Origin of the sequence: Promicromonospora vindobonensis (assembly GCF_042685865.1) — a bacterium.
GTDB lineage: Bacteria > Actinomycetota > Actinomycetes > Actinomycetales > Cellulomonadaceae > Promicromonospora > Promicromonospora vindobonensis.
In genome coordinates this window covers 2,604,010-2,626,589 of the sequence record NZ_JBHUOG010000001.1, presented here as the reverse complement: position 1 = coordinate 2,626,589, position 22,580 = coordinate 2,604,010, and the positions used below count along the sequence as shown (strand labels likewise).

Annotated in this window: 20 protein-coding genes; 13 read left to right on the top strand and 7 right to left on the bottom strand. The window is 72.6% G+C overall.

What is annotated here, in order from left to right; genetic code table 11:
* Positions 1 to 68: 68 nt before the first annotated feature.
* Positions 69 to 1,550: a glutamyl-tRNA reductase gene (locus ACFS27_RS11855; protein ID WP_377183140.1), complete on the bottom strand. Its 1,482-nt coding sequence runs from the start codon at positions 1,548 to 1,550 to the stop codon at positions 69 to 71.
* Positions 1,551 to 1,599: 49 nt separating this feature from the next.
* Here ACFS27_RS11855 and hemE point away from each other — a divergent pair, with 49 nt between their 5' ends.
* The 6 genes from hemE to hemL all read left to right on the top strand — a co-directional run bounded on the left by hemE (position 1,600) and on the right by hemL (position 8,734).
* The gene (gene hemE, locus ACFS27_RS11850) at positions 1,600 to 2,685 is read left to right on the top strand and encodes a uroporphyrinogen decarboxylase (RefSeq protein ID WP_377183138.1); all 1,086 of its coding nucleotides are present in this window, start codon (positions 1,600 to 1,602) and stop codon (positions 2,683 to 2,685) included.
* Positions 2,682 to 4,097, top strand: coding sequence for a protoporphyrinogen/coproporphyrinogen oxidase (locus ACFS27_RS11845; protein WP_377183136.1), 1,416 nt, complete (start codon positions 2,682 to 2,684; stop codon positions 4,095 to 4,097). The genes hemE and ACFS27_RS11845 overlap by 4 nt, the downstream gene beginning before the upstream one ends.
* Positions 4,098 to 4,388: 291 nt before the next feature.
* Positions 4,389 to 5,435, top strand: a complete 1,047-nt coding sequence (gene hemC, locus ACFS27_RS11840; protein WP_377183134.1) for a hydroxymethylbilane synthase — start codon at positions 4,389 to 4,391, stop codon at positions 5,433 to 5,435.
* A complete protein-coding gene (locus tag ACFS27_RS11835) occupies positions 5,432 to 6,295 on the top strand; it encodes a uroporphyrinogen-III synthase (protein ID WP_377183132.1) in 864 nt (287 codons plus the stop codon). Before hemC ends, ACFS27_RS11835 begins: the two co-directional genes overlap by 4 nt.
* Before the next feature lie 97 nt (positions 6,296 to 6,392).
* Positions 6,393 to 7,355 (top strand): porphobilinogen synthase, encoded by a 963-nt coding sequence (gene hemB, locus ACFS27_RS11830; protein ID WP_377183700.1) that lies wholly within the window; start codon positions 6,393 to 6,395, stop codon positions 7,353 to 7,355.
* Between the two features lie 35 nt (positions 7,356 to 7,390).
* Positions 7,391 to 8,734 carry a glutamate-1-semialdehyde 2,1-aminomutase gene (gene hemL / locus ACFS27_RS11825; protein WP_377183698.1) on the top strand — a complete coding sequence of 448 codons (1,344 nt, stop codon included), beginning with the start codon at positions 7,391 to 7,393 and terminating at the stop codon, positions 8,732 to 8,734.
* Between the two features lie 115 nt (positions 8,735 to 8,849).
* Here hemL and fdhA read toward each other — a convergent pair whose 3' ends face one another.
* Positions 8,850 to 10,067, bottom strand: coding sequence for a formaldehyde dehydrogenase, glutathione-independent (fdhA, locus tag ACFS27_RS11820; protein ID WP_377183130.1), 1,218 nt, complete (start codon positions 10,065 to 10,067; stop codon positions 8,850 to 8,852).
* Positions 10,068 to 10,272: 205 nt separating this feature from the next.
* Here fdhA and ACFS27_RS11815 point away from each other — a divergent pair, with 205 nt between their 5' ends.
* The 4 genes from ACFS27_RS11815 to ACFS27_RS11800 all read left to right on the top strand — a co-directional run bounded on the left by ACFS27_RS11815 (position 10,273) and on the right by ACFS27_RS11800 (position 13,941).
* Entirely contained in the window at positions 10,273 to 10,572 is a 300-nt protein-coding gene (locus ACFS27_RS11815) for a hypothetical protein (protein WP_377183128.1), read from the top strand.
* 123 nt (positions 10,573 to 10,695) lie between these two features.
* Entirely contained in the window at positions 10,696 to 11,067 is a 372-nt protein-coding gene (locus ACFS27_RS11810) for a metal-sensitive transcriptional regulator (protein WP_377183126.1), read from the top strand.
* Between the two features lie 32 nt (positions 11,068 to 11,099).
* A complete protein-coding gene (locus tag ACFS27_RS11805; protein ID WP_377183124.1) occupies positions 11,100 to 11,408 on the top strand; it encodes a heavy-metal-associated domain-containing protein in 309 nt (102 codons plus the stop codon).
* A gap of 88 nt (positions 11,409 to 11,496) precedes the next feature.
* Positions 11,497 to 13,941: a heavy metal translocating P-type ATPase gene (locus ACFS27_RS11800; RefSeq protein ID WP_377183122.1), complete on the top strand. Its 2,445-nt coding sequence runs from the start codon at positions 11,497 to 11,499 to the stop codon at positions 13,939 to 13,941.
* Between the two features lie 76 nt (positions 13,942 to 14,017).
* Here the strand turns inward: ACFS27_RS11800 and ACFS27_RS11795 are convergent, their stop codons facing one another.
* The 4 genes from ACFS27_RS11795 to ACFS27_RS11780 are packed head-to-tail and all read right to left on the bottom strand — an operon-like array spanning position 14,018 to position 16,776.
* Entirely contained in the window at positions 14,018 to 14,848 is an 831-nt protein-coding gene (locus ACFS27_RS11795) for an ABC transporter permease (RefSeq protein ID WP_377183120.1), read from the bottom strand.
* Positions 14,845 to 15,768, bottom strand: a complete 924-nt coding sequence (locus ACFS27_RS11790; protein WP_377183118.1) for an ABC transporter ATP-binding protein — start codon at positions 15,766 to 15,768, stop codon at positions 14,845 to 14,847. Before ACFS27_RS11790 ends, ACFS27_RS11795 begins: the two co-directional genes overlap by 4 nt.
* Positions 15,765 to 16,067: a transcriptional regulator gene (locus ACFS27_RS11785; protein WP_377183116.1), complete on the bottom strand. Its 303-nt coding sequence runs from the start codon at positions 16,065 to 16,067 to the stop codon at positions 15,765 to 15,767. The genes ACFS27_RS11790 and ACFS27_RS11785 overlap by 4 nt, the downstream gene beginning before the upstream one ends.
* Positions 16,060 to 16,776 (bottom strand): hypothetical protein, encoded by a 717-nt coding sequence (locus tag ACFS27_RS11780; RefSeq protein ID WP_377183114.1) that lies wholly within the window; start codon positions 16,774 to 16,776, stop codon positions 16,060 to 16,062. Before ACFS27_RS11780 ends, ACFS27_RS11785 begins: the two co-directional genes overlap by 8 nt.
* A gap of 189 nt (positions 16,777 to 16,965) precedes the next feature.
* Between ACFS27_RS11780 and ACFS27_RS11775 the strand changes: the two genes are divergently transcribed.
* The 3 genes from ACFS27_RS11775 (at position 16,966) to ACFS27_RS11765 (ending at position 21,996) form a co-directional block, all read left to right on the top strand.
* Positions 16,966 to 18,486, top strand: coding sequence for a S10 family peptidase (locus ACFS27_RS11775; RefSeq protein WP_377183112.1), 1,521 nt, complete (start codon positions 16,966 to 16,968; stop codon positions 18,484 to 18,486).
* A gap of 121 nt (positions 18,487 to 18,607) precedes the next feature.
* Positions 18,608 to 19,387 carry a CPBP family intramembrane glutamic endopeptidase gene (locus ACFS27_RS11770; RefSeq protein ID WP_377183110.1) on the top strand — a complete coding sequence of 260 codons (780 nt, stop codon included), beginning with the start codon at positions 18,608 to 18,610 and terminating at the stop codon, positions 19,385 to 19,387.
* A gap of 107 nt (positions 19,388 to 19,494) precedes the next feature.
* Positions 19,495 to 21,996 (top strand): flippase-like domain-containing protein, encoded by a 2,502-nt coding sequence (locus ACFS27_RS11765; RefSeq protein WP_377183108.1) that lies wholly within the window; start codon positions 19,495 to 19,497, stop codon positions 21,994 to 21,996.
* A gap of 68 nt (positions 21,997 to 22,064) precedes the next feature.
* On the opposite strand, the gene ACFS27_RS11760 is transcribed toward ACFS27_RS11765, so the two are convergent.
* Positions 22,065 to 22,346 (bottom strand): HU family DNA-binding protein, encoded by a 282-nt coding sequence (locus tag ACFS27_RS11760; protein ID WP_253872310.1) that lies wholly within the window; start codon positions 22,344 to 22,346, stop codon positions 22,065 to 22,067.
* Positions 22,347 to 22,580: the final 234 nt, after the last annotated feature.

Genomic DNA, 22,580 nt, shown 5'->3' with positions numbered 1-22,580 from the left:
AACGAAGGCCGGATTGGACCTTGAAAGGCGGTCCGTCCGGCTTGTTCCGCCAGTTCTGGCGGTCAGCGTTATCGGCGACCGGGGCGGCCGGCGTCTCGCTGGGCGGACGCCTGCATCGTCAGGGCCTCCGCTCCGTGGACGAGAGCTGCCTCTGCGGCCCTCGCCTCAGCGGTGGCCTTCGCCCGGACCACGACGATCTTGTCGTGCAGCTCGGCGTGCACCCGCTTGCGCACCTCGCGGGCGATGGCGTCGGCGTCCGCCTCCGCCGGGGCGGGCTCTCCTCGTGCGGACAGCTCCGCGGTGAGCCGGGAGACGGCGTCGGCGACCTCCGCGGCCACCCGGACCTCTGCCTCGTCCAGGAGGGCGACCACAGCGGCGTCGGCCTCCCGGCCCAGGCGGGTCTCCTCGAAGCGCCGCGCGGCGCCGTCCACGATGCCCTGCGCCTGCGCGACGACGTCGTGCGCCACCGCGGGTGCGTGCGCCTTCAGGGTGGCGAGGTCGAAGAGCAGCACGCCCTCCACGTCGGCGACCCCCGGGTCGACGTCGCGGTGCAGCGCGAGGTCGAGGATCACGAGCGGCCGGGGCTCCGGCTCGTCGCCCGCCCGGTCCGCGGCGCGCTCCCGCGCCCGGACCAGCGCTGCGGCGTCGAGGACGTGGCCGAGGCTCGCCTCGGGGCGGTCCTCGCTCGTCAGACCGCGGAGCTGCGCCTCGACGGGCCCGACCACCGAGGGCCCAGCCTGCGTGGGATCGGCCGCAGCGGGCTCGGCCTGCCCGGCCGGCGCGCGACCGCGCGCGCCGCTGCAGCTGACCACCAGGTCGGCGTCGGCCAGCGCCTCGACGAGCGAGTCCACCGGCTCGACGCCGTGCGACTCGGCGAACACCTCGGCCCGACCGGACTGCGAGTAGACGCGGATGTCGTCGCAGCCGCGTGCTCGCAGGGCCGCGACGGACGCGCCGGCGTACGAGCCCGTGCCGATGAGCACCGCCCGCGTGCCGTCCCACGGGGGCAGCTCGCGCTCGGCGAGGTCCAGCGCGAGCGCCACGACGGACCGCCCGGCGGAGCCGAGCTCCGTGTCGGTACCGACCCGCTTGGAGGTGCGCGACGCCGTCTGGAAGAGCAGCTCGAGCGTCTTGGAGGTGGTCTCCTGCTCGCGGGCGACCGCGAGCGAGCGCTTCACCTGCCCTGCGATCTCTCGCTCGCCCACGACCATGGCGTCGAGACCCGACGCGACCGCGAACAGGTGCTCGGTGACCTCGGGCCCGGTACGGACCGTGAAGCTCCGGGCCGCGACGTCGCCGGTCACGCCGGACGCGTTGGCCACCAGCTCGGCCACGTGCCGCGTCGCGTGCCGGACGCTGTCGCCGCTGAGCGGCGCGTCCACGTCGAGGTAGAGCTCGAAACGGTTGCAGGTCGAGATCACCACGGCGCCCGCGACAGGACCGCACGTGCCCACGACGACGCGACCCACTGACGACGAACCCGTGGACAGGCGTTCCAGCGCGTCGAGGTCGAGCTCGCGGTGGCTGGCGGTGAGGGAGAGGAGAACCACAGTGCTCCAACTTTATGCACCCCAGCCCGGCAGGGCAGAATCGGTAAGCGTGAAGTCCACCACGATCGCCCCCACTCATCCGCTCGCCGACGGGCGGACCTCTGCCGCACCCCTTGTGCAGGCCCTCCGGGGTGATCGGCCTGGTCGCACACCGGTCTGGTTCATGCGCCAGGCAGGCCGCTCCCTGCCCGAGTACCGCAAGGTCCGCCAGGGCACCGACATGCTCGAGGCCTGCCTGCGGCCGGACCTTGCGTCAGAGATCACACTGCAGCCCGTGCGCAGGCACGGGGTGGACGCGGCCGTCTTCTTCTCCGACATCGTGGTGCCGCTCAAGCTCGCAGGGGTCGGCGTGGACATCGTGCCGGGCGTCGGCCCGGTCATGGACCAGCCGTACCGCACCGCCGACGACGTCGCGGGCCTCGTGTCCCGCACGCTCGACCACGCTGCCCTCGACCCGATCCGCGAAGCCGTCGCGCTGACCGTCGCCGAGCTGGGCACGACGCCGCTGCTGGGCTTCGGCGGTGCTCCGTTCACGCTCGCGGCGTACCTCGTCGAGGGCCGGCCGTCACGGGACCACCTGGCCGCTCGCACCCTGATGCACGCCGACCCCGCGACCTGGGACGCGCTCGTGACGTGGACCGCCGACCTCACCGGAGCGTTCCTCCGCACGCAGGTGGAGGCGGGGGCGAGCGCCGTGCAGCTGTTCGACTCCTGGGCCGGCTCGCTCTCGCTCGCCGACTACACGTCCCGCGTCGCCCCTGCGTCGACGCGGGCCCTGGCCTACGTCGCGGACACGGGAGTGCCCGGCATCCACTTCGGTACCGGTACCGGGCACCTGCTGCCTGCCATGCGGTCCGTGCTGGTGTCGGCAGGGATCACCGACCACGCCGTCGGCGTCGACTACCGGACGCCGCTCGACGAGGCCGCTGCGCTGCTGCCGGGTGTCCCCCTGCAGGGCAACATCGACCCCGCCCTGCTGGCCGCGCCGTGGGAGGTCCTCGAGGCGCACGTGCGCGACGTGGTCGCCCGCGGCCGCACGGCCAACGGGCACGTGGTCAACCTCGGCCACGGCGTCCCGCCGGACACGGACCCGGCCGTCCTGACCCGGGTGGTCGAGCTGGTGCACTCGTTGTGACCCGCCCGGCCGACGCCGACACGGACGCCGACGCCGTCGTCGTCGGGGCCGGGATCGGCGGGCTCGTCGCCGCGCACACGCTCGTGGAGCGCGGGCTGCGGGTCGTCGTCCTGGAGGCGTCGGAGCGGGCCGGCGGACCGGTCAGGGGCGGGTCGTTCCCCTCCGTGCCTGACGTGCCGCTGGACCTGGGCGCCGAGTCGTTCGCGGTGCGGGGCGGCACCGTCGAACGGCTGGCCGAGGAGCTCGGGCTGACCGTCGAGGCGCCCGCAGGCCTCACCGCCTGGGGTTACGCCGCCGGGCGCGCGTTCCCGCTGCCGGCCGCCGGTGTCCTGGGCATCCCCTCTCGCCCGTGGGCTGCGGACGTGCGGCGCGCGATCGGCTGGCCCGGCGCCCTGCGCGGCGCCCTGGACCGGGTGCTGCCTGCCCGGTTCGTCGACACGACGGATCTGGGGGCGTTCGCACGGTCGCGGCTCGGGTCCCGGGTGGTCGACAGGCTGGTGGCCCCGGTCGCCGCAGGGGTGCACTCGGCTCCGCTCGACCGGCTCGACGTGGCCGCCGTCGCGCCAGGGCTGCTGGAGGCCTACTCGCGGACCGGGTCGCTCTCGCAGGCCGTGGCGGCGCTGCGGGCGGCGGCTCCCCCCGGCTCCGCGGTGCGCGGGATCGACGGCGGGATCCACGCGCTGGTGGACGCTCTGCTGGAGCGGCTCGACGTGCGGTGCGGCGCGCCGGTCGTCGAGGTGCGGCGAGCGTCCGGCGGGGCGGGCACGGGAGTCGCCGGTATCGGGCGTCCCGCCGACTGGCTGGTGCGCACCGAGGCGGGCCAGACGCTGCGCACCCCCCGGCTGGTGCTCGCGACCCGCACCGAGCTCGGTCCCGCTGCCCTCGCCATGCCGCCGGCCCCCGAGCGCGGCGCCGACATCCGGCTGGTCACGCTCCTCCTCGAGGCACCGGAGCTGGACGCGGCCCCCCGCGGTTCGGGGATGCTCGTCGCCCCCGGCACGGCGCCGGGCGCCGTCCGCGCCAAGGCGCTGACCCATGCGACGGCGAAGTGGCCGTGGTTCGCCCGGCGGGTGCGCGACGCCGTCGGGCAGGGATGGCACGTGGTGCGACTCAGCTACGGCCGTATCGGCGAGCCGACTCCTGACCCCACCGCCGAGGAGGCGGCCCGTGACGCCTCGGCGCTGCTCGGGGTCGACCTGACCGGCCGCGTGCGGGACAGCGTGCACCAGCGCTGGGACGGGTCGCTGCCGCCACCGACGCCGGCCTACCGGGCCGCGATCAAGGAGTTCGAGGCGGCGGTCCTGGCCGAACCCGGCCTCGACGTCACGGGCGGCTGGGTCGCGGGCACCGGCCTGGCGGCGATCGTCGGGCACGCGCAGGGCACGGCCGGGCGGCTCGGGGAGCCGGGCTGACCCGGCTCGGCGGTCAGCTCGGCCAGGGCGAGCTGGCGCGCACCGACCGTGAGGTTCTCGATCTGCGACGACGACGTCGACTCGATCCGCAACAGGATGGAGCTCATCGGCCCCAGCATCGGGTTCTCGGCGCCTAGCCGCCCCTGCGCATAGCCGTCGAACCGAGCGAGTGCAGCCACTGCCTCCTCGACGTCTGCCCCGAGGTCAGGGGGTTCTGACAGCTCGCCAGCAACCCTGTGAGATGTGCCGCCGGGTTTCCTCCCCACGGGGGTTCGGGTAGAGACTGGGATGGTGACCCCGACCCCCCTCTCCGTCAGCACCCCCGGAAGCGCCACGGGCGACGTCGCGCCGATCCGCCTCGGCACGCGCGCGAGCGCCCTCGCCACCACCCAGAGCGGGCTCGTGGCCAAGCGCCTGGAGGAGCTGACCGGCCGGCCCGTCGAGCTGGTGCGCATCAGGACCGAGGGGGACGTGAAGAAGGGGAGCCTGGCGAGCCTCGGTGGCACCGGGGTGTTCGTGACCGCCCTGCGCGAGGCGCTGCTGGACGGCCGCTGCGACGTCGCCGTCCACTCGCTCAAGGACCTGCCCACGACGCCGGCGCCCCACCTCACCTTCGTGACGCCCGAGCGTGCGGACCCGCGCGACGCCCTCTGCGCCCGCGACGGGCTCACTCTCGCGACGCTGCCCCGCGGCGGGCGCGTCGGCACCGGTTCTCCCCGGCGCGCCGCACAGATCCGGGCCGCCCGGCCGGACCTGGAGGTCGTCGACATCCGCGGCAACGTCGGGACCCGGCTCGACCGGGCGCTGGGGCCCGAGGCCGACCTCGACGCCGTGGTTCTCGCGTACGCGGGCCTCGCGCGGCTGGGCCGTACCGAGGTGGTCACGGAGGCCCTCGACGTCGGCGTCGTCGCCCCGGCGCCCGGCCAGGGCGCGCTCGCCGTGGAGGTGCGGACGGCCGACATCAGGTCCGACGCCGGCGCGCCGCCCCGCATGCCCGACCTCGCCGAGGCGATCCACCTGCTCGACCACCGTCCGACCCGCCTCGCGGTCCTCGCCGAGCGTTCGGTGCTCGCGCGGCTGGAGGCCGGTTGTGCCGCCCCGGTCGGCGCGTACGCGACGGTGTCCGGCAACGTCCTGCGGCTGCGCTCCGTGGTGGCAGCGGTGGACGGCTCGGAGCAGATGTCGCGCGGCGGCGAGACGCGGCTCTCCCAGGACATCGCACCCGAGGTGATCGACGACGCCGCCAGGGCGCTGGGCGTCTCCGTCGCCGAGCACCTGCTCGCCGACGGCGCCGAGCGGCTCGCCCCGCTGAGCACCACCGTCCCGGAGAAGGCGTGACCGAACCTGGCCTCCGTCCGGCCGCGCCGCCCGGGCAGGCGGCCGTCCTGGTGGCCCGTGCCCCGGAGCGTGCAGCGGGGCTGCTCGCACTGCTGCGCGAGCACGGGCTCGACCCTGTGGCCGCCCCTGTGATCGAGCGCGCTGCGGTCGAGGACCGGGCGACGCTCGACGCGGCCCGAGCGCGCCTCGCCGACGGCGCGTACGAGTGGGTCGCGATCACGAGCGTGAACGCCGTCGAGGCGCTGTTCGGGGCGACCGCCGCACCGACCGGCCGCGAGGGAGAGACACCGGGCGCGGAAGATGTTGCTCTCGGTGCACATCGTCTACGCAGCGCAACGCACCCCGTGGAGCACATGGTTCCGCCCGACCACAGGTCCGAGCACGTCCGCTGGGCCGCCGTCGGGCCCGCCACGCAGCAGGCGCTGGTCGGGTACGGCATCACCGTCGACCTGGTCCCCGCCACCGCCACCGGTGCCGGACTCGCCGAGGCGTTCCCCGCCGCGCCTGGCGGCCGGGACACCGCACCCCGCGTGCTGCTGCCGCTCGGCGACCTCGCGTCCGACACGCTGCGCGCAGGCCTCGTGGCCAAGGGCTGGGCCGCCGACGTCGTGACCGCCTACCGGACGGTGACCCGTGAGCTGCCCGCCCACCTCCGGCGGTCCTACGACGTCGTCGTGGTCACCTCGGGCTCGGTGGCTCGCCAGGTCGCGGAGCAGCTGGGCCCGCAGCGGGTCGTCACGATCGGCGAACCGTCTGCCCGCGTAGCCGCCGACGTCGGGCACACGGTGCTCGCGGTGGCCGACGAGCCGACGGACGAGTCCCTTGCCTCCGCCGTGACCGAGGCACTCGTCAGGACCTGATGCACCTGTCATCTCAACTCAGCAGAACAGAAAGAAGGACACCTTGAGCTCCACCGGGATCGTGTACCGACCGCGTCGTCTGCGCGCCACACCGGGCATGCGTCGCCTGGTCGCGGAGACCCGGCTGCACCCGGCCGACCTGGTGCTGCCGCTCTTCGTCAAGGAAGGGCTGACCGAGCCCGCACCGCTGACGAGCATGCCCGGCCAGGTGCAGCACACCGAGGAGTCCCTGGTGGAGGCGGTGCGCGCCGCACGCGACGCTGGTCTCGGCGGCATCATGCTGTTCGGCATCCCGTCGGTGAAGGACGCGAACGGCTCGCAGGGGGACGCGCCGAACGGGATCCTGCAGCGGGCGCTGCGCGCGTCGCGCGAGGCGCTGGACGAGGTCTCGGGCACCTCGACCAGCGGGCCCGGCGCAGCCGTACCGGTCCTCATGGCCGACACGTGCCTCGACGAGTTCACCGACCACGGCCACTGCGGTGTCCTCACGTCCACAGGGGCTGTGGACAACGACGCGACGCTCACCCGCTACGCCTCCATGGCGGTGGCGCAGGCGAAGGCGGGCGCCGACGTGATCTCGCCCTCGGGCATGATGGACGGCCAGGTGGCGATGATCCGGGACGCCCTCGACGACGCCGGGTTCGTCGACACGAGCATCCTCGCCTACAGCGCCAAGTACGCGAGCGCGTTCTTCGGCCCCTTCCGGGAGGCAGTGGACTCGGAGCTCAAGGGCGACCGCAAGACGTACCAGCTGGACTTCGCGAACGCCCGTGAGGGCCTGCGCGAGGCCGACCTGGACCTCGCAGAGGGCGCCGACATGGTGATGGTGAAGCCCGCGGGGTCGTACCTGGACGTGCTGCGGGCCGTCGCGGACCGGAGCGACGTGCCGGTTGCGGCGTACCAGGTGTCCGGCGAGTACGCGATGATCGAGGCGGCCGGCGCGAACGGCTGGATCGACCGGGACCGGGCCGTCCTGGAGTCGGTGACGAGCATCAAGCGAGCGGGCGCCGACGTGATCCTCACGTACTGGGCCCTGGAGATTGCGGAGTGGATCAAGTGAGCGAACCGGTGGTCGAGCCTGTCGAGGCCCAGGGCCTGCGCCGTGCCCCCGAGGCGAACCACGCAGCGTTCCTGCGTGCACAGGGCGCCATCCCGGGTGGCGTGAACTCGCCGGTGCGTGCGTACCGGAGCGTGGGCGGCGATCCGCGGTTCCTCGCCTCCGCCCGTGGCCCCTACGTCACGGACGTGGCGGGGCGCGAGTACGTGGACCTGGTCTGCTCATGGGGCCCGGCGCTGCTGGGCCACGCCCACCCCGAGGTCGTCGCTGCCGTGCAGGAGGCCGCCGCGCGCGGCCTGTCGTTCGGCGCCCCGACGGTCGCGGAGGTCGACCTCGCCGAGGAGGTCCGGCGCCGGGTACCCGCCGCCGAGCGCGTCCGGCTCGTGTCCACGGGCACCGAGGCGACGATGACGGCGGTCCGGCTCGCGCGTGGGTTCACGGGCCGGCCGCTCGTCGTCAAGTTCGCCGGGTGCTACCACGGGCACATGGACGCTCTGCTGGCCGAGGCCGGCTCGGGCGTCGCCACGCTCGCGCTGCCTGGTTCGGCGGGCGTGACCGAGGCCACCGCCGCCGAGACGCTGGTGCTGCCCTACAACGACCTCGCGGCCGTCGAGGCGGCGTTCGCGCAGCGCGGCTCGGAGATCGCCGCCGTCATTACCGAGGCGTCGCCCGCGAACATGGGCGTGGTGCCGCCTGCAGAGGGGTTCAACGAAGGGCTCCGGCGGATCACGTCGGCGCACGGTGCGCTGTTCATCATGGACGAGGTGCTCACCGGCTTCCGGGTGGGCCCGTCGGGCTGGTGGGGTGTCGAGAACGACGCGATCCGCGCCGCCGGGGGCGATGGCTACACGCCCGACCTGTTCACGTTCGGCAAGGTCGTCGGCGGCGGCATGCCGGTTGCGGCGCTCGGCGGGCCCGCGTCGATCATGGACCACCTCTCGCCCCTCGGGCCCGTGTACCAGGCCGGAACCCTCTCCGGTAACCCTGTCGCGGTCGCGTCAGGTCTCACGACCCTCCGCCTGGCCGACGACGCCGTGTACGCCCGGGTGGACGAGGTGGCCGCCACGCTGTCGAACGCCGTCGGTGACGCCCTGAGCGCCGAGGGCGTCGAGCACCGCGTGCAGCGGGCCGGCTCGCTGTTCTCGGTGTTCTTCGGCCCGCTGGCGGCCGCGTCGGGGGTGCGTGACTACGCCCAGGCCCAGGCGCAGGAGTCGTTCCGGTACACGGCCCTGTTCCACTCGCTGCTGGCGTCGGGCGTGAACCTCCCGCCGTCGGTGTTCGAGGCCTGGTTCGTGTCCGCCGCGCACGACGACGTCGCGGTGAACCGGATCCTGGAGGCGCTGCCCGCAGCGGCGAGGGCGGCTGCGACCGCCCGTCCCTGAAGCCGGTCCCGGCGAGACCGATCCGGAGCTCGACGCCGCGAGCCGGTGAGCCGCGGCCGGCTCCGCTGTCGTCGCCGGTCCGGCGCACCGGACCAGCGACGACAGCCCACCGGTCTCAGGACGGGATGTACTCGTTCGGGTTGAGCACGAACTTCTTCGCCGCACCCTCGTCGAACGCGTGGTACCCCGTCGGCGCCTCCGTCAGCGGGATCGCCTGGGCGTTGACGGCCTTCGCGATGTGCACCTTGTCGTGCAGAATCGCCTGCATCAGTCCGCGGTGGTACTTCATCACCGGGCACTGGCCGGTCGTGAACGCGTGGGACTTGGCCCACCCGAGCCCCAGCCGCAGGGACAGCGAGCCGACCTTCGCCGCCTCGGTCGCCGCGCCGGGGTCGCCCGTGACATACAGGCCGGGGATGCCGAGCGAACCGCCCGCCCTGGTGACCTCCATGAGGCTGTTGAGCACGGCGGCAGGCTGTTCGGTCGCCGCGTCCGTACCGTGCCCGCGCGCCTCGAACCCGACGGCGTCGACGGCGCAGTCCACCTCTGGCTCCCCGAGGATCTGCTCGATCTGGTCGCCGATCGGTCCGGCGGAGACGTCGACCGTCTCGCAGCCGAACGACCTCGCCTGCGCCAGCCGCTCCTGGTTCAGGTCACCCACGATGACCACGGCGGCACCGAGCAGGTGCGCCGACGCCGCTGCGGCGAGACCCACCGGCCCAGCGCCTGCGACATACACCGTCGACCCCACGCCCACGCCGGCGGTCACGCACCCGTGGAAGCCCGTGGGAAAGATGTCGCTGAGCATCGTCAGGTCCAAGATCTTCTCGAGCGCCTGGTCGCGGTCGGGGAACTTGAGGGCGTTGAAGTCCGCGTACGGCACGAGGACGTACTCGGCCTGCCCGCCGACCCAGCCACCCATGTCGACGTACCCGTACGCCGACCCGGGCCGGTCGGGATTGACGTTGAGGCAGATGCCGGTCCTGCGTTCCTTGCAGTTGCGACACCGCCCGCACGCGATGTTGAACGGCACGGAGACGATGTCGCCGACGGAGAGGAACTCGACGTCGGAGCCCTTCTCGACGACCTCGCCGGTGATCTCGTGGCCGAGGATCAGGCCGGGCGGCGCGGTGGTGCGGCCTCGGACCATGTGCTGGTCGGAGCCGCAGATGTTCGTCGCAACGGTCTTGAGGATCACGCCGTGCGGCACCTTCCGGCCCACGTTGGCCGGGTTGACTCCGGGGCCGTCCCGGAGCTCGAACGTCGGGTAGTCGATGTCGACCACCTCGACAACACCAGGTTCGCGGTAGGCGACGGCCTTGTTTCCAGGCATATCGAGTTGCCCCTTCCAGATCATCGTTGAGCTGGGTGACGGTCCCTCGTCACGCTACGCCCGGTACCGGCGCGACCGCACCCCGGCCGGTCACGCGAGCCCGGCGCGTCCGTGGGTAGTTCTCCCCACAGACTCCCGCTCCCGCCTCTGCCACTCTCTGACCAGCGCGAACGAACGCGCTGGTCAGAGATGAGGAAAAGAGAACATGGTCTTCTTCGGCTGGGGTAGCAAGAGCAAGACGGCACCGCTCGACGCGGGGCGAGCCCTGGTACTGCGGTACTCGTACTTCCACCTGTTCTGGCTGCTGCGGGTCTCCTGGGGCCTGAAGTACAGCCTGGCGACCGCCACGGAGGCCGGCTGGGCGACGCGTCAGCTCTCGGACGAGGAAGCGATGCAGCTCGACGCGCCCAACCGGCTCACGCTGAACCTGTGGTGGCGGTTCGGCCTGCTCCTCTGGGCTGCCGTCACCGTCGTCGCCATCCTCATCAGCAACCTGGCCGGCTGACCGCAGCCACCGCCGATGGGGGTACGCGGCCACGGCGGTTGGCCTCTCGTGCGGAAACCTGGATGATGGACGTCGTGGCCTGGGCACTTGACTCTTTACCCCCGAGGGGTATCTGATGGTGGGATGACCGAGGCGACGGAGACCAGCGGGGCGGCCGTGGTCGCCGCCCCGGCCCAGGACGGGCAGCACGACCACCACGACGCGCACGACGCGCCCCACGGATACACGTCCGACAAGCCCGCGTACCTCAAGCGGATGCGCCGCATCGAGGGCCAGGTGCGCGGCATCGCGCGCATGATCGACGAGGACGTGTACTGCATCGACGTGCTCACCCAGGTCAGTGCGGTGACCAAGGCGCTGCAGGCGGTGAGCCTCGCCCTCGTCGAGGACCACCTGGGGCACTGTGTCGTCGACGCGGCCAAGGCGTCCGACGACGCCGGCGCCGCGAAGGTCAAGGAAGCCTCCGAGGCCATCGCTCGCCTCGTCCGCATGTGAGCGCCCACCAGCACGCGATCCGAGGAGATGACATGACCACCGTGACCAAGCTGGCCGTGACCGGTATGACCTGCGGGCACTGCGTGTCCGCCGTGACCAACGAGCTGCGGAACGTCAAGGACGTCCAGGACGTCAGCGTGGAGCTGCACGTCGGCGCCGAGTCGCTGGTGCGCGTGATCTCGAGGCTGCCGCTCGCCGAGGCACCGCTGCGGGAGGCCATCGACGAGGCCGGCTACGACGTGACCGGCGTCGACGTGCTCGAGGACGCCGTCGCCGCCGAGTCCGCCGCGCAGGCCCCGGCCCGCCAGGCGAACCGGACGCTGCCGATCGTCTCGTCCTGACCGCTCGACCGCGCAGCACCCCCTGCCCCGCCAGGCCTGTGGACGACCTCCGCTGGGCGATACCGACCAGCAGCTCCGAGGAGAACCAGTGACCACCGCTGAGGCAGGCCATCCTGTCGGCGAGGTAGAGCTCGCCGTGTCCGGGATGACGTGCGCCTCGTGTGTGGCCCGGGTCGAGCGCAGGCTCAACCGGCTCGCCGGCGTCGCCGCCACCGTCAACCTGCCCCTGGAGTCGGCGCACGTGCTGCTCTCGACGCAGGTGACGGACCAGGACCTGGTCGGCGCCGTCGAGTCGGCCGGGTACGAGGCGCGCGTGACGCGCCGTCGGACACCGAACGGGGCCGCGTCGTACGGCGCCGAGGACCTGCCGGGCGCTGAGGACGGCGCGTCCGGCCGGGGCGCCGGCACGCCCGTCGGCGCCGAGTACCACGGCGCCGACCTGCTGGACCGCCTGCGGGTCTCCGCGGTGCTGACCGTCCCGGTGCTCCTGCTGTCGATGGTCCCGGCGTTGTTCTTCCCGGGCAGCGAGTGGGTGGTCGCCGCGCTGGCGCTGCCCGTCGTCGCGTGGGGCGCCTGGCCCTTCCACACCGCCGCTGCCCGTGCCGCTCGGCACGGGAGCTCCACGATGGACACGCTGGTGTCGATCGGCGTGCTCGCGGCGACCCTCTGGTCGCTCTGGGTCCTGGTCGCCGACACGCTCCGGCCTGCGGAGGCCGATGCGGGTCATGGCCTGTACTTCGAGGTCGGCGCCGTGGTCACCACGTTCCTCCTGGCCGGCCGGTACGCGGAGCACCGGTCGCGGCGCCGTGCGGGGGACGCGCTGCGCGCCCTCCTGAACCTCGGCGCCAAGGACGCGGAGCGCATCACGCTCGGCCCCGACGGCACTCCCATGCACCTGCCCGACGGCGGCTGGCGCACCACCGCGGTGCCGATCGCCGCCCTGCAGGTCGGGGACGTGTTCGCGGTACGACCCGGCGGGACGGTCGCGACGGACGGCACGGTGGTGGAGGGCGCTACAGCCCTCGACACCTCCCTGGTCACCGGAGAACCGGTGCCCGTCGACGTGGCACCGGGCGACGACGTGGTCGGCGGCACGGTGAGCACCTCCGGGCACCTGCTGGTGCGCGCCACCCGCGTGGGCGAGGACACGATGCTGGCCCGGATCGGGCGGCTCGTCGCGCAGGCGCAGACGGGCAAGGCGCCCGTCGCGCGGCTCGCGGACCGGATCTCCGGGGTGTTCGTGCCGGTGGTGCTGGCACTGGCGGTACTCACGCTGGCGGGCTGGCTGGCCGTGACCGGCGATGTCGAGGCGGCGTTCACGGCCGCCGTCGCCGTGCTGATCATCGCCTGCCCCTGTGCTCTGGGGCTGGCGACGCCCACGGCGATCCTGGTCGGCACGGGCCGCGGCGCCCAGCTCGGCGTGCTGATCCGGGGACCGGAGATCCTGGAGAGCACGCGTCGTGTCGACACCGTGGTGCTCGACAAGACCGGCACGGTCACCGAGGGCCGCATGCGAGTGGTCGACGTGTGGGGCATGGGGACCCGGCAGGTTCGTCCGCCGGTGGCCGCGGCTGCCCGTCCGGTGGTCGAGCCTGAGGAGACGGAAGACGCCAACCACCTCACCGACGCGCCCGACGTGCTCCGGTACGCCGCCGCCGTCGAGTCGCTGAGCGAGCACCCGATCGCGCAGGCGATCACCGCGGCCGGGCGAGCAGCGGCCGAGCCGGACCTGGAGTCGCCGCTCGAGGTCACGGGCTTCATCGCGCACCCGGGCGGTGGTGTCGAGGGTCTGGTGCGGCGTTCGCACGCCGGGCTCGCACCGGGCGGCGCGCTGAACACCCGTCGGGTCCTCGTCGGCCGACCCGACTGGCTCGCGGGGCTGGGCGTGACGGTCCCGGACGAGGTGCGGGCCGCCGTCGGGCAGCAGGAGGAGGCCGGAGCGACCGCGGTGGCCGTGGCCTGGAACGGCACAGCCGGCGGGGTGATCACGCTGCGTGACCCGGCCAAGCCGACGTCCGCGCGTGCCGTGGCAGAGCTCAAGGAGCTGGGCCTGCGCCCCTACCTGCTGACGGGAGACTCGGCTGGCGCCGCCCGCGTGGCGGCGGCGGCCGTCGGCATCCCCGACGCGGACGTGATCGCCCGCGTGCTGCCCGCCGACAAGGCCTCAGTGGTGGCTCGGCTCCAGGCGGAGGGGCGCACGGTGGCGATGGTGGGCGACGGCGTGAACGACGCCGCCGCGCTCGCCACCGCGGACCTCGGCCTTGCGATGGGCACCGGCACGGACGTCGCCATCGAGGCGAGCGACATCACGCTGGTCCGCGGCGACCTGCGGGCCGCTGCGAGCGCCGTGCGCCTGTCCCGGAAGACTCTGCGGATCATCAAGCAGAACCTGTTCTGGGCGTTCGCGTACAACGTCGCGGCGATCCCGCTGGCGGCGTCGGGTCTGCTGAACCCGATGATCGCGGGCGGTGCGATGGCGGCGAGCAGCCTCCTGGTGCTGACGAACTCCCTGCGCCTCCGCCACACGCTCTGACCTCTTCGCCGAGTGCCGGCCATGTGTGGGCTCGGACGCTCCTGACCCACACATGGCCGGCACTCGACGGAGAAGGTCAGCGGAAGCGGCGGCCCTCGTCGTTGCGGTAGGCCATCACGGCCAGCACCATGAACAGCAGGGTCCATCCGGCGAGGACCGGGAGGGCCAGGGCGTAGGCCTCTGCCCCCGTCGTGGCCTGGACCAGCAGGTCACGGCCGGCCCGCGTGGGCGTGGCCTGGGAGATCGCGTCCAGCCAGCCGGGAAATATCTGGGGCGGCATGAACAGCCCGCCCGCGAAGGCCAGCGGGAACAGGATGATCTGCACGACGGGTAGCGCCGCCTTGGCCGACAGCGCGTACCCGACGGCCATGCCGAGCAGCACGAACGGCACGGAGACGGCGAGGATGGTCCCGATGCCGGCGAACAGCTGTCCAGGGGTCACGGTAGCGGCCGTGAACAGCCAGCCGATGGTGATCAGGGGCAGCAGGCCGAACAGCGAGAAGATGCCGCCGTTCAGCACGCGCGCCACCATCTGCGGGCCGGGTCCCGCGGGCAGGGACCGCAGGAACGGGTAGAACGGCAGCTGCCGGTCCTCGGCCACGCCCAGCCCGTACGTGAACAGGCTGGCCGAGCAGATGGCGAACAGCCCGAGGCCTGCGACGGCGGTCGTCGCGAACAGGGGGTTGTCCGCGACTCCCGTCTGCGGCACCACGAAGAAGAACATGGTCAGCGACGGGAACAGCACGTTCCCGAGCACCGCGATGGGGATCCGGACGGTCTCGAGGAACTGGTACTTCAGGTGCAGCCAGGACAGTGCGAGGAAGGGCTGGGTGTGCCCGCCCGACGTCGCCCCGCCCCGCGCGACGTCCTCGCGAGGACTCCGGTTCGTGCTTGCCACTGCGCTCATCGCGCCGCTCCTTCGGTCATCCCGGGCAGGGCCGGGGTCGGGGTGGCCGCGGTGTCGCGGGGGGCTCGTCCGGCGCCGTCCGCGTCGCCGACGAGCTGCCCGAACGCCTCCTCGAGGGACGCACCGCGGATCTCCAGGTCGCGGAACTCCGTTCCCGAGGTGACCAGCTCGCGCACGAAGGTGTCCGAGTCGGGGACGAGGTGCTCCTGCCGCTCCCACCCGTCCGGCGTGCCCGTGCGGGCGGTGAACAGCACGCGCCGCAGGCCCACGCGGCTCAGGACGGTCTGGAGGGAGTCGTCCGCGAGCACGCTGCCCCGGTCGATCACGACCACGCGTTCGGCGAGCGCCTGGACCTCCTCCAGGTAGTGCGAGGTGAGCAGGACCGTCCCGCCGCCGGCGTGGTACTCCCGGATCGCGTCCCACAGGGCGGTGCGGCCGGACACGTCGAGCCCGGTCGTCGGTTCGTCGAGGAGCACGACGCTTGGCCTGCCCACGAGCGACATGGCGACGGCGAGCCGTCGCTTCTGCCCGCCGGACAGCGACCCGGTCTGCCGCTTCCCCAGGTCGGCGAGCCCGAACTGCTCCAGCAGCTCGTCCGTCGGGACGGGGTCGGGGTAGTGCCCGCCCACGAAGTCGACCACCTCCCGGACCCGCAGGGTCGCGGGCAGCCCGGTCTCCTGGGGCGTGAGCCCGAGCACCGTGCGAGCCCGGGCGTCCCGCGGGTCACGGCCGTCCAGGCGCACCACACCCGAGTCGGGCTTGCGCTGGCCGCTGACCAGTGACAGCAGCGTCGACTTGCCGGCCCCGTTGGGGCCGAGCATGCCCACCAGCTCGCCGTGCCCCACCTCCAACGAGACGTCGTCCAGAGCGACGACGGCGCCGAAGCGCCTGGTCACCCCACTGACCTCTACCGCACTCATCCCTGTGCTCCCTTCAGAAGGTCCATCAGTGCCGCCTGGTAGTCCGCGAACGCGGTGCGGCCGGTCTCGGTGAGGGCCAGGTAGGTAGCAGGCATCCTGCCCTCGTGCGTCTTGGTGACCCGCACGTACCCGGCGTCCTCCAGCTTGCGCAGGTGGGTCGAGAGGTTTCCGGCGGTCATGTCGAGCAGCTTGCGCAGCTTGGGGAAAGCCACCTCGTCCCCGCGACCGAGGGCCGCGAGCGAGGCCACCACCCGAAGGCGCGCGGGGGCGTGGATGACGGGGTCGAGCTCCTCAGGCACCCCGCCCACCGCCCTCCGCCCGCGCCACGGCTCCGGCCGACCTGCGTCGGGAGCGGATCCCCTGTTCCACCACGACCATGGCGAAGAAGCCGCCGCCGCCCGCCACCGCCATCACGAGATAGGTGTTCGGCATGCCCGCGAAGGCCGCCAGGCCTGCCGTGACGAGCATCCATGCGCCGACGGCGGACATGCGGTTCTCGTCGAAGAGGAGGCCGCCCGCGATGTACATGAGGCCGACGACGAGACACGCGAACCCGTTGGCCGCTATGGCCATCACCTCTGGCGAAGCGCCGGCGTCGCCCATCGCGCCGATCAGGACGCCGAACGTCGTGAAGGCCAGGAACCAGGTCCACCCGTACATGGCGCCGATCCGGGCGCTGGTTCCGCGCGTGCCGGCGGTCCGCGTGACGCTGTGCACGATCGTGAAAGCCATCGCGCCGACGATGCAGCCGGCGAGCACCCAGCCGGCCCAGCCCTCGGGGCTGCCCGTGTCGCGGGCGGTGATCCACATGGCCAGGTACCCGATCAGCCACGCAAGGCCCCAGGCTCCGAAGAGCAGCCGGCCGTCGGGTTCCGTGGCGTCCCTTGCCGCCTCCTGCTGCCGCTGGATCATCCGGAGCGTCTCTGCGGGGCTCAGCCCGCCGTCGGACACGGACTCGGGGTCGCCGCCCGCTGGTGCCCGCTCGCCGGCCGGGTTGTCGTCTGCCATGGTCTCCACCTCCCGATCTGGTTTGTACTGCAAACTACTTTGCCCCACGATGCTGGTCCGGCGCAACCCAATACCGATGTGGTCGGCAGTTCGTCAGGAGATCGGCAGCCCCGGAGTGCCGATCACCTGACAACCTGCCGAACGCATTCGCCCTGGAGACCGGCGCGCCCGGCACGGTAGGTTCCCCGCGTGACGGACGACGAGAAGACGACGCAGACCGACTCCACGACGAAGAGCACCTCGAGGCCGGCGGAGAAGCCCGAGCCGACGGACGACCTCGTCACCACGAGCCACACGCTGCACACCCCGCAGGGCGACCTCGCCTACACGGCGACGACCGGCCGGATCGTGCTGCGCCAGGAGGTCCTCACCGAGGACAAGTACGACGGGCGCAAGGCCAAGGCCGAGGTCTCGATCACCTACTACACGCTCGACTCCTCGCCGGGCTCGGAGCCCCGCGACACCGACGTGACGCGCCGTCCGGTGACGTTCGCGTTCAACGGCGGGCCTGGCTCGTCGTCGGTATGGCTGCACCTGGGCCTGCTCGGGCCCCGGCGGGTCGACTCGGGCGACGTCGGCAACCTGACCCCGCCGCCGTACGGGCTGGTCGACAACCTGGAGACCCTCCTGCACGTCTCCGACCTCGTGTTCATCGACCCCGTGTCCACGGGCTTCTCGCGCGCCACCGAGGGCGAGCAGGCCAAGCCGTTCCACGGGTTCACGGGCGACCTCGAGTCCGTCGGCGAGATCATCCGCCTGTGGACCAGCCGCAACGACCGGTGGATGAGCCCCAAGTTCCTGATCGGCGAGTCGTACGGCGGCACCCGCGGCGCTGCGCTCGCCGAGTACCTGCAGCAGCGCTTCGGGATGTTCTTCAACGGCGTCATGCTCGTGGCCCCCGCGCTGAACCTCGAGGCGCTGTTCGACGGCGAGCACTCCAACCTCCCGCACCCCCTGTTCCTGCCGCTGTACGCCGCGACCGCGCAGTACCACGGTCTCCTCGGCGACCGGACCCTTGACGAGGTCGTCGCCGAGGCACGGGACTGGGCCGACACCTACGCCTCCGTCCTGGCCCGCGGTGCCCGCGTGCCCGACGACGAGCGCGCCGCCGCCGTCACGAAGATCGCCTCCCTGACCGGCCTCGACGAGGACTACGTGGACCGCGCCAACCTGCGGCTCGAGCACACCCGCGTCTACGCGGAGCTGCTGCGCTCACGCCGCCTCGTCACGGGTCGCCTCGACACGCGGTTCACCGGCCCTGCCGACCACTACCTCCACGAGCAGATGCCCTACGACCCGTTCATGACCGCGATCTCCGGGCCCTACACGGCGGCGCTGCACCACTACCTCCGCGGTGAGCTCGAGTACGAGCACGACGCGATCTACGAGACGCTGTCCCGCCAGGTGCACCCGTGGTCGTACAAGGAGTTCGAGGGTCAGGCCGTCGACGTCGCCGACAAGCTCGCGACAGCGATGATCCTCAACCCGCACCTGCGGGTCCACATCGCCATGGGCCGGTACGACGGCGGTGTGCCGGTCGAGGCCATCGAGTACAGCCTCGACCAGATGGCGATCCCTGCGTCCTACCGCGACCGGATCGAGACCCGGGTCTACCCGGCCGGGCACATGATGTACGTCCACCCCGAGTCCCGGACGGCGCAGGCGGCCGACCTGGCGGACTTCGTCCGGCGCGCGGCCAACCGCGACTGACTCCTGACTTGGTTGTGAGTGCGACCGTTGCGACTACCTGCCCGTTATAGGCGCAACGGTCGCGCTCACAACCAAGCCGTGCCCACAGCAGCCAGGGAGCCTGGGCTGCTATAAACGGGCCGTGCCTTCCAACCGCCGCGTCGCCGCCGAGATCTGGATCGTGCTCGGGCTCAGCCTCGGCCAGTCCGCGGTGTACGCGATCGTCAGCATCGCGGCCCGGCTCACCGCCGGCACGCCGCTCGCCGAACAGACCGCCACGCTCAACGCGAGCCAGTCCGAGCGCCCGTACCTCGACCTGGTGTACCAGCTGCTGAGCATCGGGTTCGCCCTTGTCCCGGTGGCCCTTGCCCTGTACCTGCTCAGCGGGCCCGGCCGCAGCGCCGTCCGCGGTCTCGGACTGGACGGGAGCCGGCCGGGCCGGGACCTCGGCTGGGGCGTCGCCCTCGCTGCCGCGATCGGCATCCCGGGCCTGGCCTTCTACGCCCTCGGGCGCGCGCTCGGGATCACCGTCGAGGTGCAGGCCAGCGCCCTGGACGTGCACTGGTGGACCGTCCCTGTGCTGCTGCTCAGCGCGTTCCAGAACGGCCTGGTGGAAGAGGTCATCGCCGTCGGCTACCTGTACGAGCGCACGCGGGAGCTCGGCTGGAACCGGGTGAAGTTCATCGTCGCCAGCTCGCTCCTGCGTGGGTCGTACCACCTGTACCAGGGCATCGGACCGTTCCTGGGGAACGTGGTGATGGGCGTCGTCTTCTCGTGGTTCTACACCTCGCCAAGGTTCCAGGCCGGCGGACGACGCCGGGTCATCCCGCTGGTCATCGCCCACACCCTGCTCGACGTGGTGGCGTTCGTCGGCTACGCCCTCGTGCCGGCCGAGTGGCGTGAGGCGCTGGGGATCCGGTGAGCACACACAGGCGGGCAGAAGGGATATCCACGACCTGACCCGGATATAACGGGCGCCACCCTCCGCCCTCCGGTCATGTGCGACCCAACGCCCCTAGAATCCGAAGCATGTCCAACTCGCGCACCGGCCGCGCTGACGCCGGTGCCGAACGGTCCGACGCAGCGCAGACGGCGCCGACCGGGTACGGCCTCGTCCGCGTCGTCGACTCCCCGGAGGAGCGTGTGCGCCACCCGCGCGCGCTGGTCTGGATGGTCGCGTGCGCACTCGGCATCGCCGGCGTCATGATCCTGTCGGTCGTCGCACACGGCACCACAGAGGGCGTCACGGAGGACGTCCGGAGCTTCAACGACCTGCTGGCGACGATCCTGTTCATCCCCGTCGCGGTGCTGCAGGGCCTGGTCAGCCTGTTCGCCCCGGTCGCAGTGCTGATCGAGCTGGCGGTCCGCCGCCTGGGCCGGCAGATCATCGAGTCCATCGTCGCGGCCGTCCTCGGCCTGCTGCTCGGCGTCCTCACGACGGTCCTGGTGCAGCACCTGGGCTCCGACGAGCTCGTGCGGGGCCTGTCGGTGTGGGAGCGCGGCACCGGGTACGTCCTGACCATCCCGGAGTACGCCGTCGCCGTGACCGCGCTGCTCACCGTCGCAGGGCCCGCCACGCGACGCCGCACCGTCCGCATCTCGTGGAACCTCATGTTCGCGGCCCTGCTGATCGTGCTGATCACCGGCCAGGTGTCGCTGCCGGGCGTGCTCGTCGCGCTGCTGCTGGGCCGGCTCGCCGGCTCGTCCGTGCAGTACGTGTCGGGCACCCGCAGCGAGCGCGCCTACGGGGCGGAGCTCGTGGCCGCCGTGCGCCGCGCCGGCTACGCGCCGGTGTCGCTCGTCCGGGTGCACGACCCCGCCACGCACACGGGCGAGCTCGGCGACGACCCCGTGGCGGCCGCCCTGAGCCGGGCCGGCGACCATCGCGTGTACGCACTGGACGGCGACGACGGCGTGCGCCGCGACGTCGTGGTGCTCGACGGCGACCGCCAGGTCGTCGGCCTCATCACCCGCCTGTGGCGGGCCCTGCGCCTGCGAGGCATCGAGGGCCGGGCCGCGATCTCCCTCAAGGCCGTGGCCGAGCGCACCGCCCTGCTGTCCTACGCGGCCACCGCCGCAGGGGTCCGCACCCCGCGACTCCTGGGCATCGGCGAGTTCGGGGACTCGATCGCGCTCGTCCTCGAGCACGCCTCTCCCGCCGTCTCGCTCCGCGACCTGCCCGACGCCGAGGTGCACGACGACGTCCTCGCCGAGGCCTGGGAGCAGCTCGGGCGGGCCCACGCCGCCGGCCTCACGCACCGCGCCCTCACCCAGGACATCCTGCTCACGCACCGCGACCCAGGCGGCACGCACGTGTGGATCACCGGCTGGGAACAGGGCGACATCGCCTCGTCGCCGCTGTCCCGGCGACTGGACCTCGTGCAGATGCTCGCGCTCCTCGGGCTGCGGGTCGGCCCGCGCCGCGCCGTCGCCTCGGCGGTCCGCGCCCTGCCCGACGCCGACATCGCCGCCATCGGGCCCCTGATCCAGTCGATCGCCCTGCCGCGCACCACGCGCGAGGAGGTGCGGCGCGCAAAGGGCCTCCTCGGCGAGCTGCGCGACGCCCTCGTCGAGCGGCTGCCGGAGGCCAGCGTGCAGCCGCAGCGCATCTCGCGGTTCAGCGCGCGCACGGTGCTCACCACGACGCTGATGATCATCGCGATCGCCGTGATCGTGACCACGATCAACTTCGACGAGATCGCCCAGGCCGTGCGCGAGGCGAACCCGTGGTGGATCGCGCTGGCGTTCGGGCTCGCCATCCTCACCTGGCTCGGGGCCGGCCTCACGCTGGTCGCGTTCTCCCCGGCCCGCGTGCCGATCGGACGGGCTACCCTCACGGCGGCCGCCGGCTCGTTCGTGGCCCTTGCGGCCCCTGCGGGGATCGGCCCCGCCGCGCTCAACCTGCGGCTGCTGACCCAGCGCGGGGTCTCGATGTCGATGGCGGTCGCCACCGTCGCTCTCGTGCAGGTGTCACAGTTCGTCGTGACCGTGCTGCTGCTCGTCGCCCTGTCGATCTTCACCGGGTCCGGCGCCCTCGTCGAGCTGCCGTCCCCTGCGGTGCTGATCACGCTCGCTGGTGTCGCGCTCGCAGTGGTCGCGACGCTGCTGGTGCCGCCGGTGCGGCGGTGGGGCATGGGCTACATCCGACCGCGGCTGCGCCAGGTGTGGCCCCGCCTGGCCCAGATGCTGAGCCACCCGGGCCGGCTCGCGCTCGGCGTGGCAGGGAACCTCATCATGACGCTCGGCTACATCCTCGCCCTGTGGTGCTGCCTCGCGGCGTTCGGGGAGTCGCTCTCGCTGGTCGACATCGCTCTCGTCAACCTCGTGGGCAACGCGCTCGGCGCCCTCATCCCGACACCGGGCGGCCTGGGTGGCGTCGAGGGCGCCCTGACGGCCGGCCTGTCGGCCGCTGGCGTGCCCGCCACCATCGCGTTCTCCGTGACCATCCTGTACCGCCTGTGCACCTACTGGGGCCGGGTCCCGATCGGCTGGGTCGCCATGCGGTACCTGGAGCGCAAGGGCGACCTGTAGAACATGCGAAGGCCCGGCCCCCGTGGGGAGCCGGGCCTTCGCGTCGCTGGAAAATCAGCGGCGAAGCGTCACTTCGCGACGGCCTTCTTCAGCAGCGAGCCGGCGCTGATCTTCACACCGAAGTTCGCGGGGATCTGGATCTCCTCGCCGGTGCGCGGGTTGCGACCCGTGCGGGCGGCACGCTCGACGCGCTCGGCCGAGAGGAAGCCCGTCACCTTGACGGCCTCGCCCTTGGCGAGCGACTCGATCAGCACCTCCTGGAAGGCGTTGAGCGCGGCCTCGGCCTCGGTCTTGTTGATCTCAGCCTTGTTGGCGATGGCCGAGACGAGCTCGGACTTGTTGAGCGACATGCGGTTCCCTTCTTCGGTCACGTCGTGCGGCGGTACCCGCCCGACGACGAGGCCCCATACTGCCAGCAGATCGGCAGGAATTCGCGGAGAACGGGCACTTCTACGGCGAGTCGTGGGTAACTTTCTGCTCTCAGAGGACGCGAACCTGTGTACGAGCCTGTGGACGACGACGGTGCAGAGGCTCCTGAGGCAGTGTCACCTCGCATTATCCGATGACTTCCGCAACCCATAGCG

Coding starts and splice junctions, on each gene's coding strand:
- hemB (WP_377183700.1), top strand. CDS start 6,393: ATGCGTCGCCTGGTCGCGGAGACCCGGCTGCACCCGGCCGACCTGGTG.
- fdhA (WP_377183130.1), bottom strand. CDS start 10,067: ATGCCTGGAAACAAGGCCGTCGCCTACCGCGAACCTGGTGTTGTCGAG.
- ACFS27_RS11815 (WP_377183128.1), top strand. CDS start 10,273: ATGGTCTTCTTCGGCTGGGGTAGCAAGAGCAAGACGGCACCGCTCGAC.
- ACFS27_RS11810 (WP_377183126.1), top strand. CDS start 10,696: ATGACCGAGGCGACGGAGACCAGCGGGGCGGCCGTGGTCGCCGCCCCG.
- ACFS27_RS11805 (WP_377183124.1), top strand. CDS start 11,100: ATGACCACCGTGACCAAGCTGGCCGTGACCGGTATGACCTGCGGGCAC.
- ACFS27_RS11795 (WP_377183120.1), bottom strand. CDS start 14,848: ATGAGCGCAGTGGCAAGCACGAACCGGAGTCCTCGCGAGGACGTCGCG.
- ACFS27_RS11790 (WP_377183118.1), bottom strand. CDS start 15,768: ATGAGTGCGGTAGAGGTCAGTGGGGTGACCAGGCGCTTCGGCGCCGTC.
- ACFS27_RS11780 (WP_377183114.1), bottom strand. CDS start 16,776: ATGGCAGACGACAACCCGGCCGGCGAGCGGGCACCAGCGGGCGGCGAC.
- ACFS27_RS11765 (WP_377183108.1), top strand. CDS start 19,495: ATGTCCAACTCGCGCACCGGCCGCGCTGACGCCGGTGCCGAACGGTCC.
- ACFS27_RS11760 (WP_253872310.1), bottom strand. CDS start 22,346: ATGTCGCTCAACAAGTCCGAGCTCGTCTCGGCCATCGCCAACAAGGCT.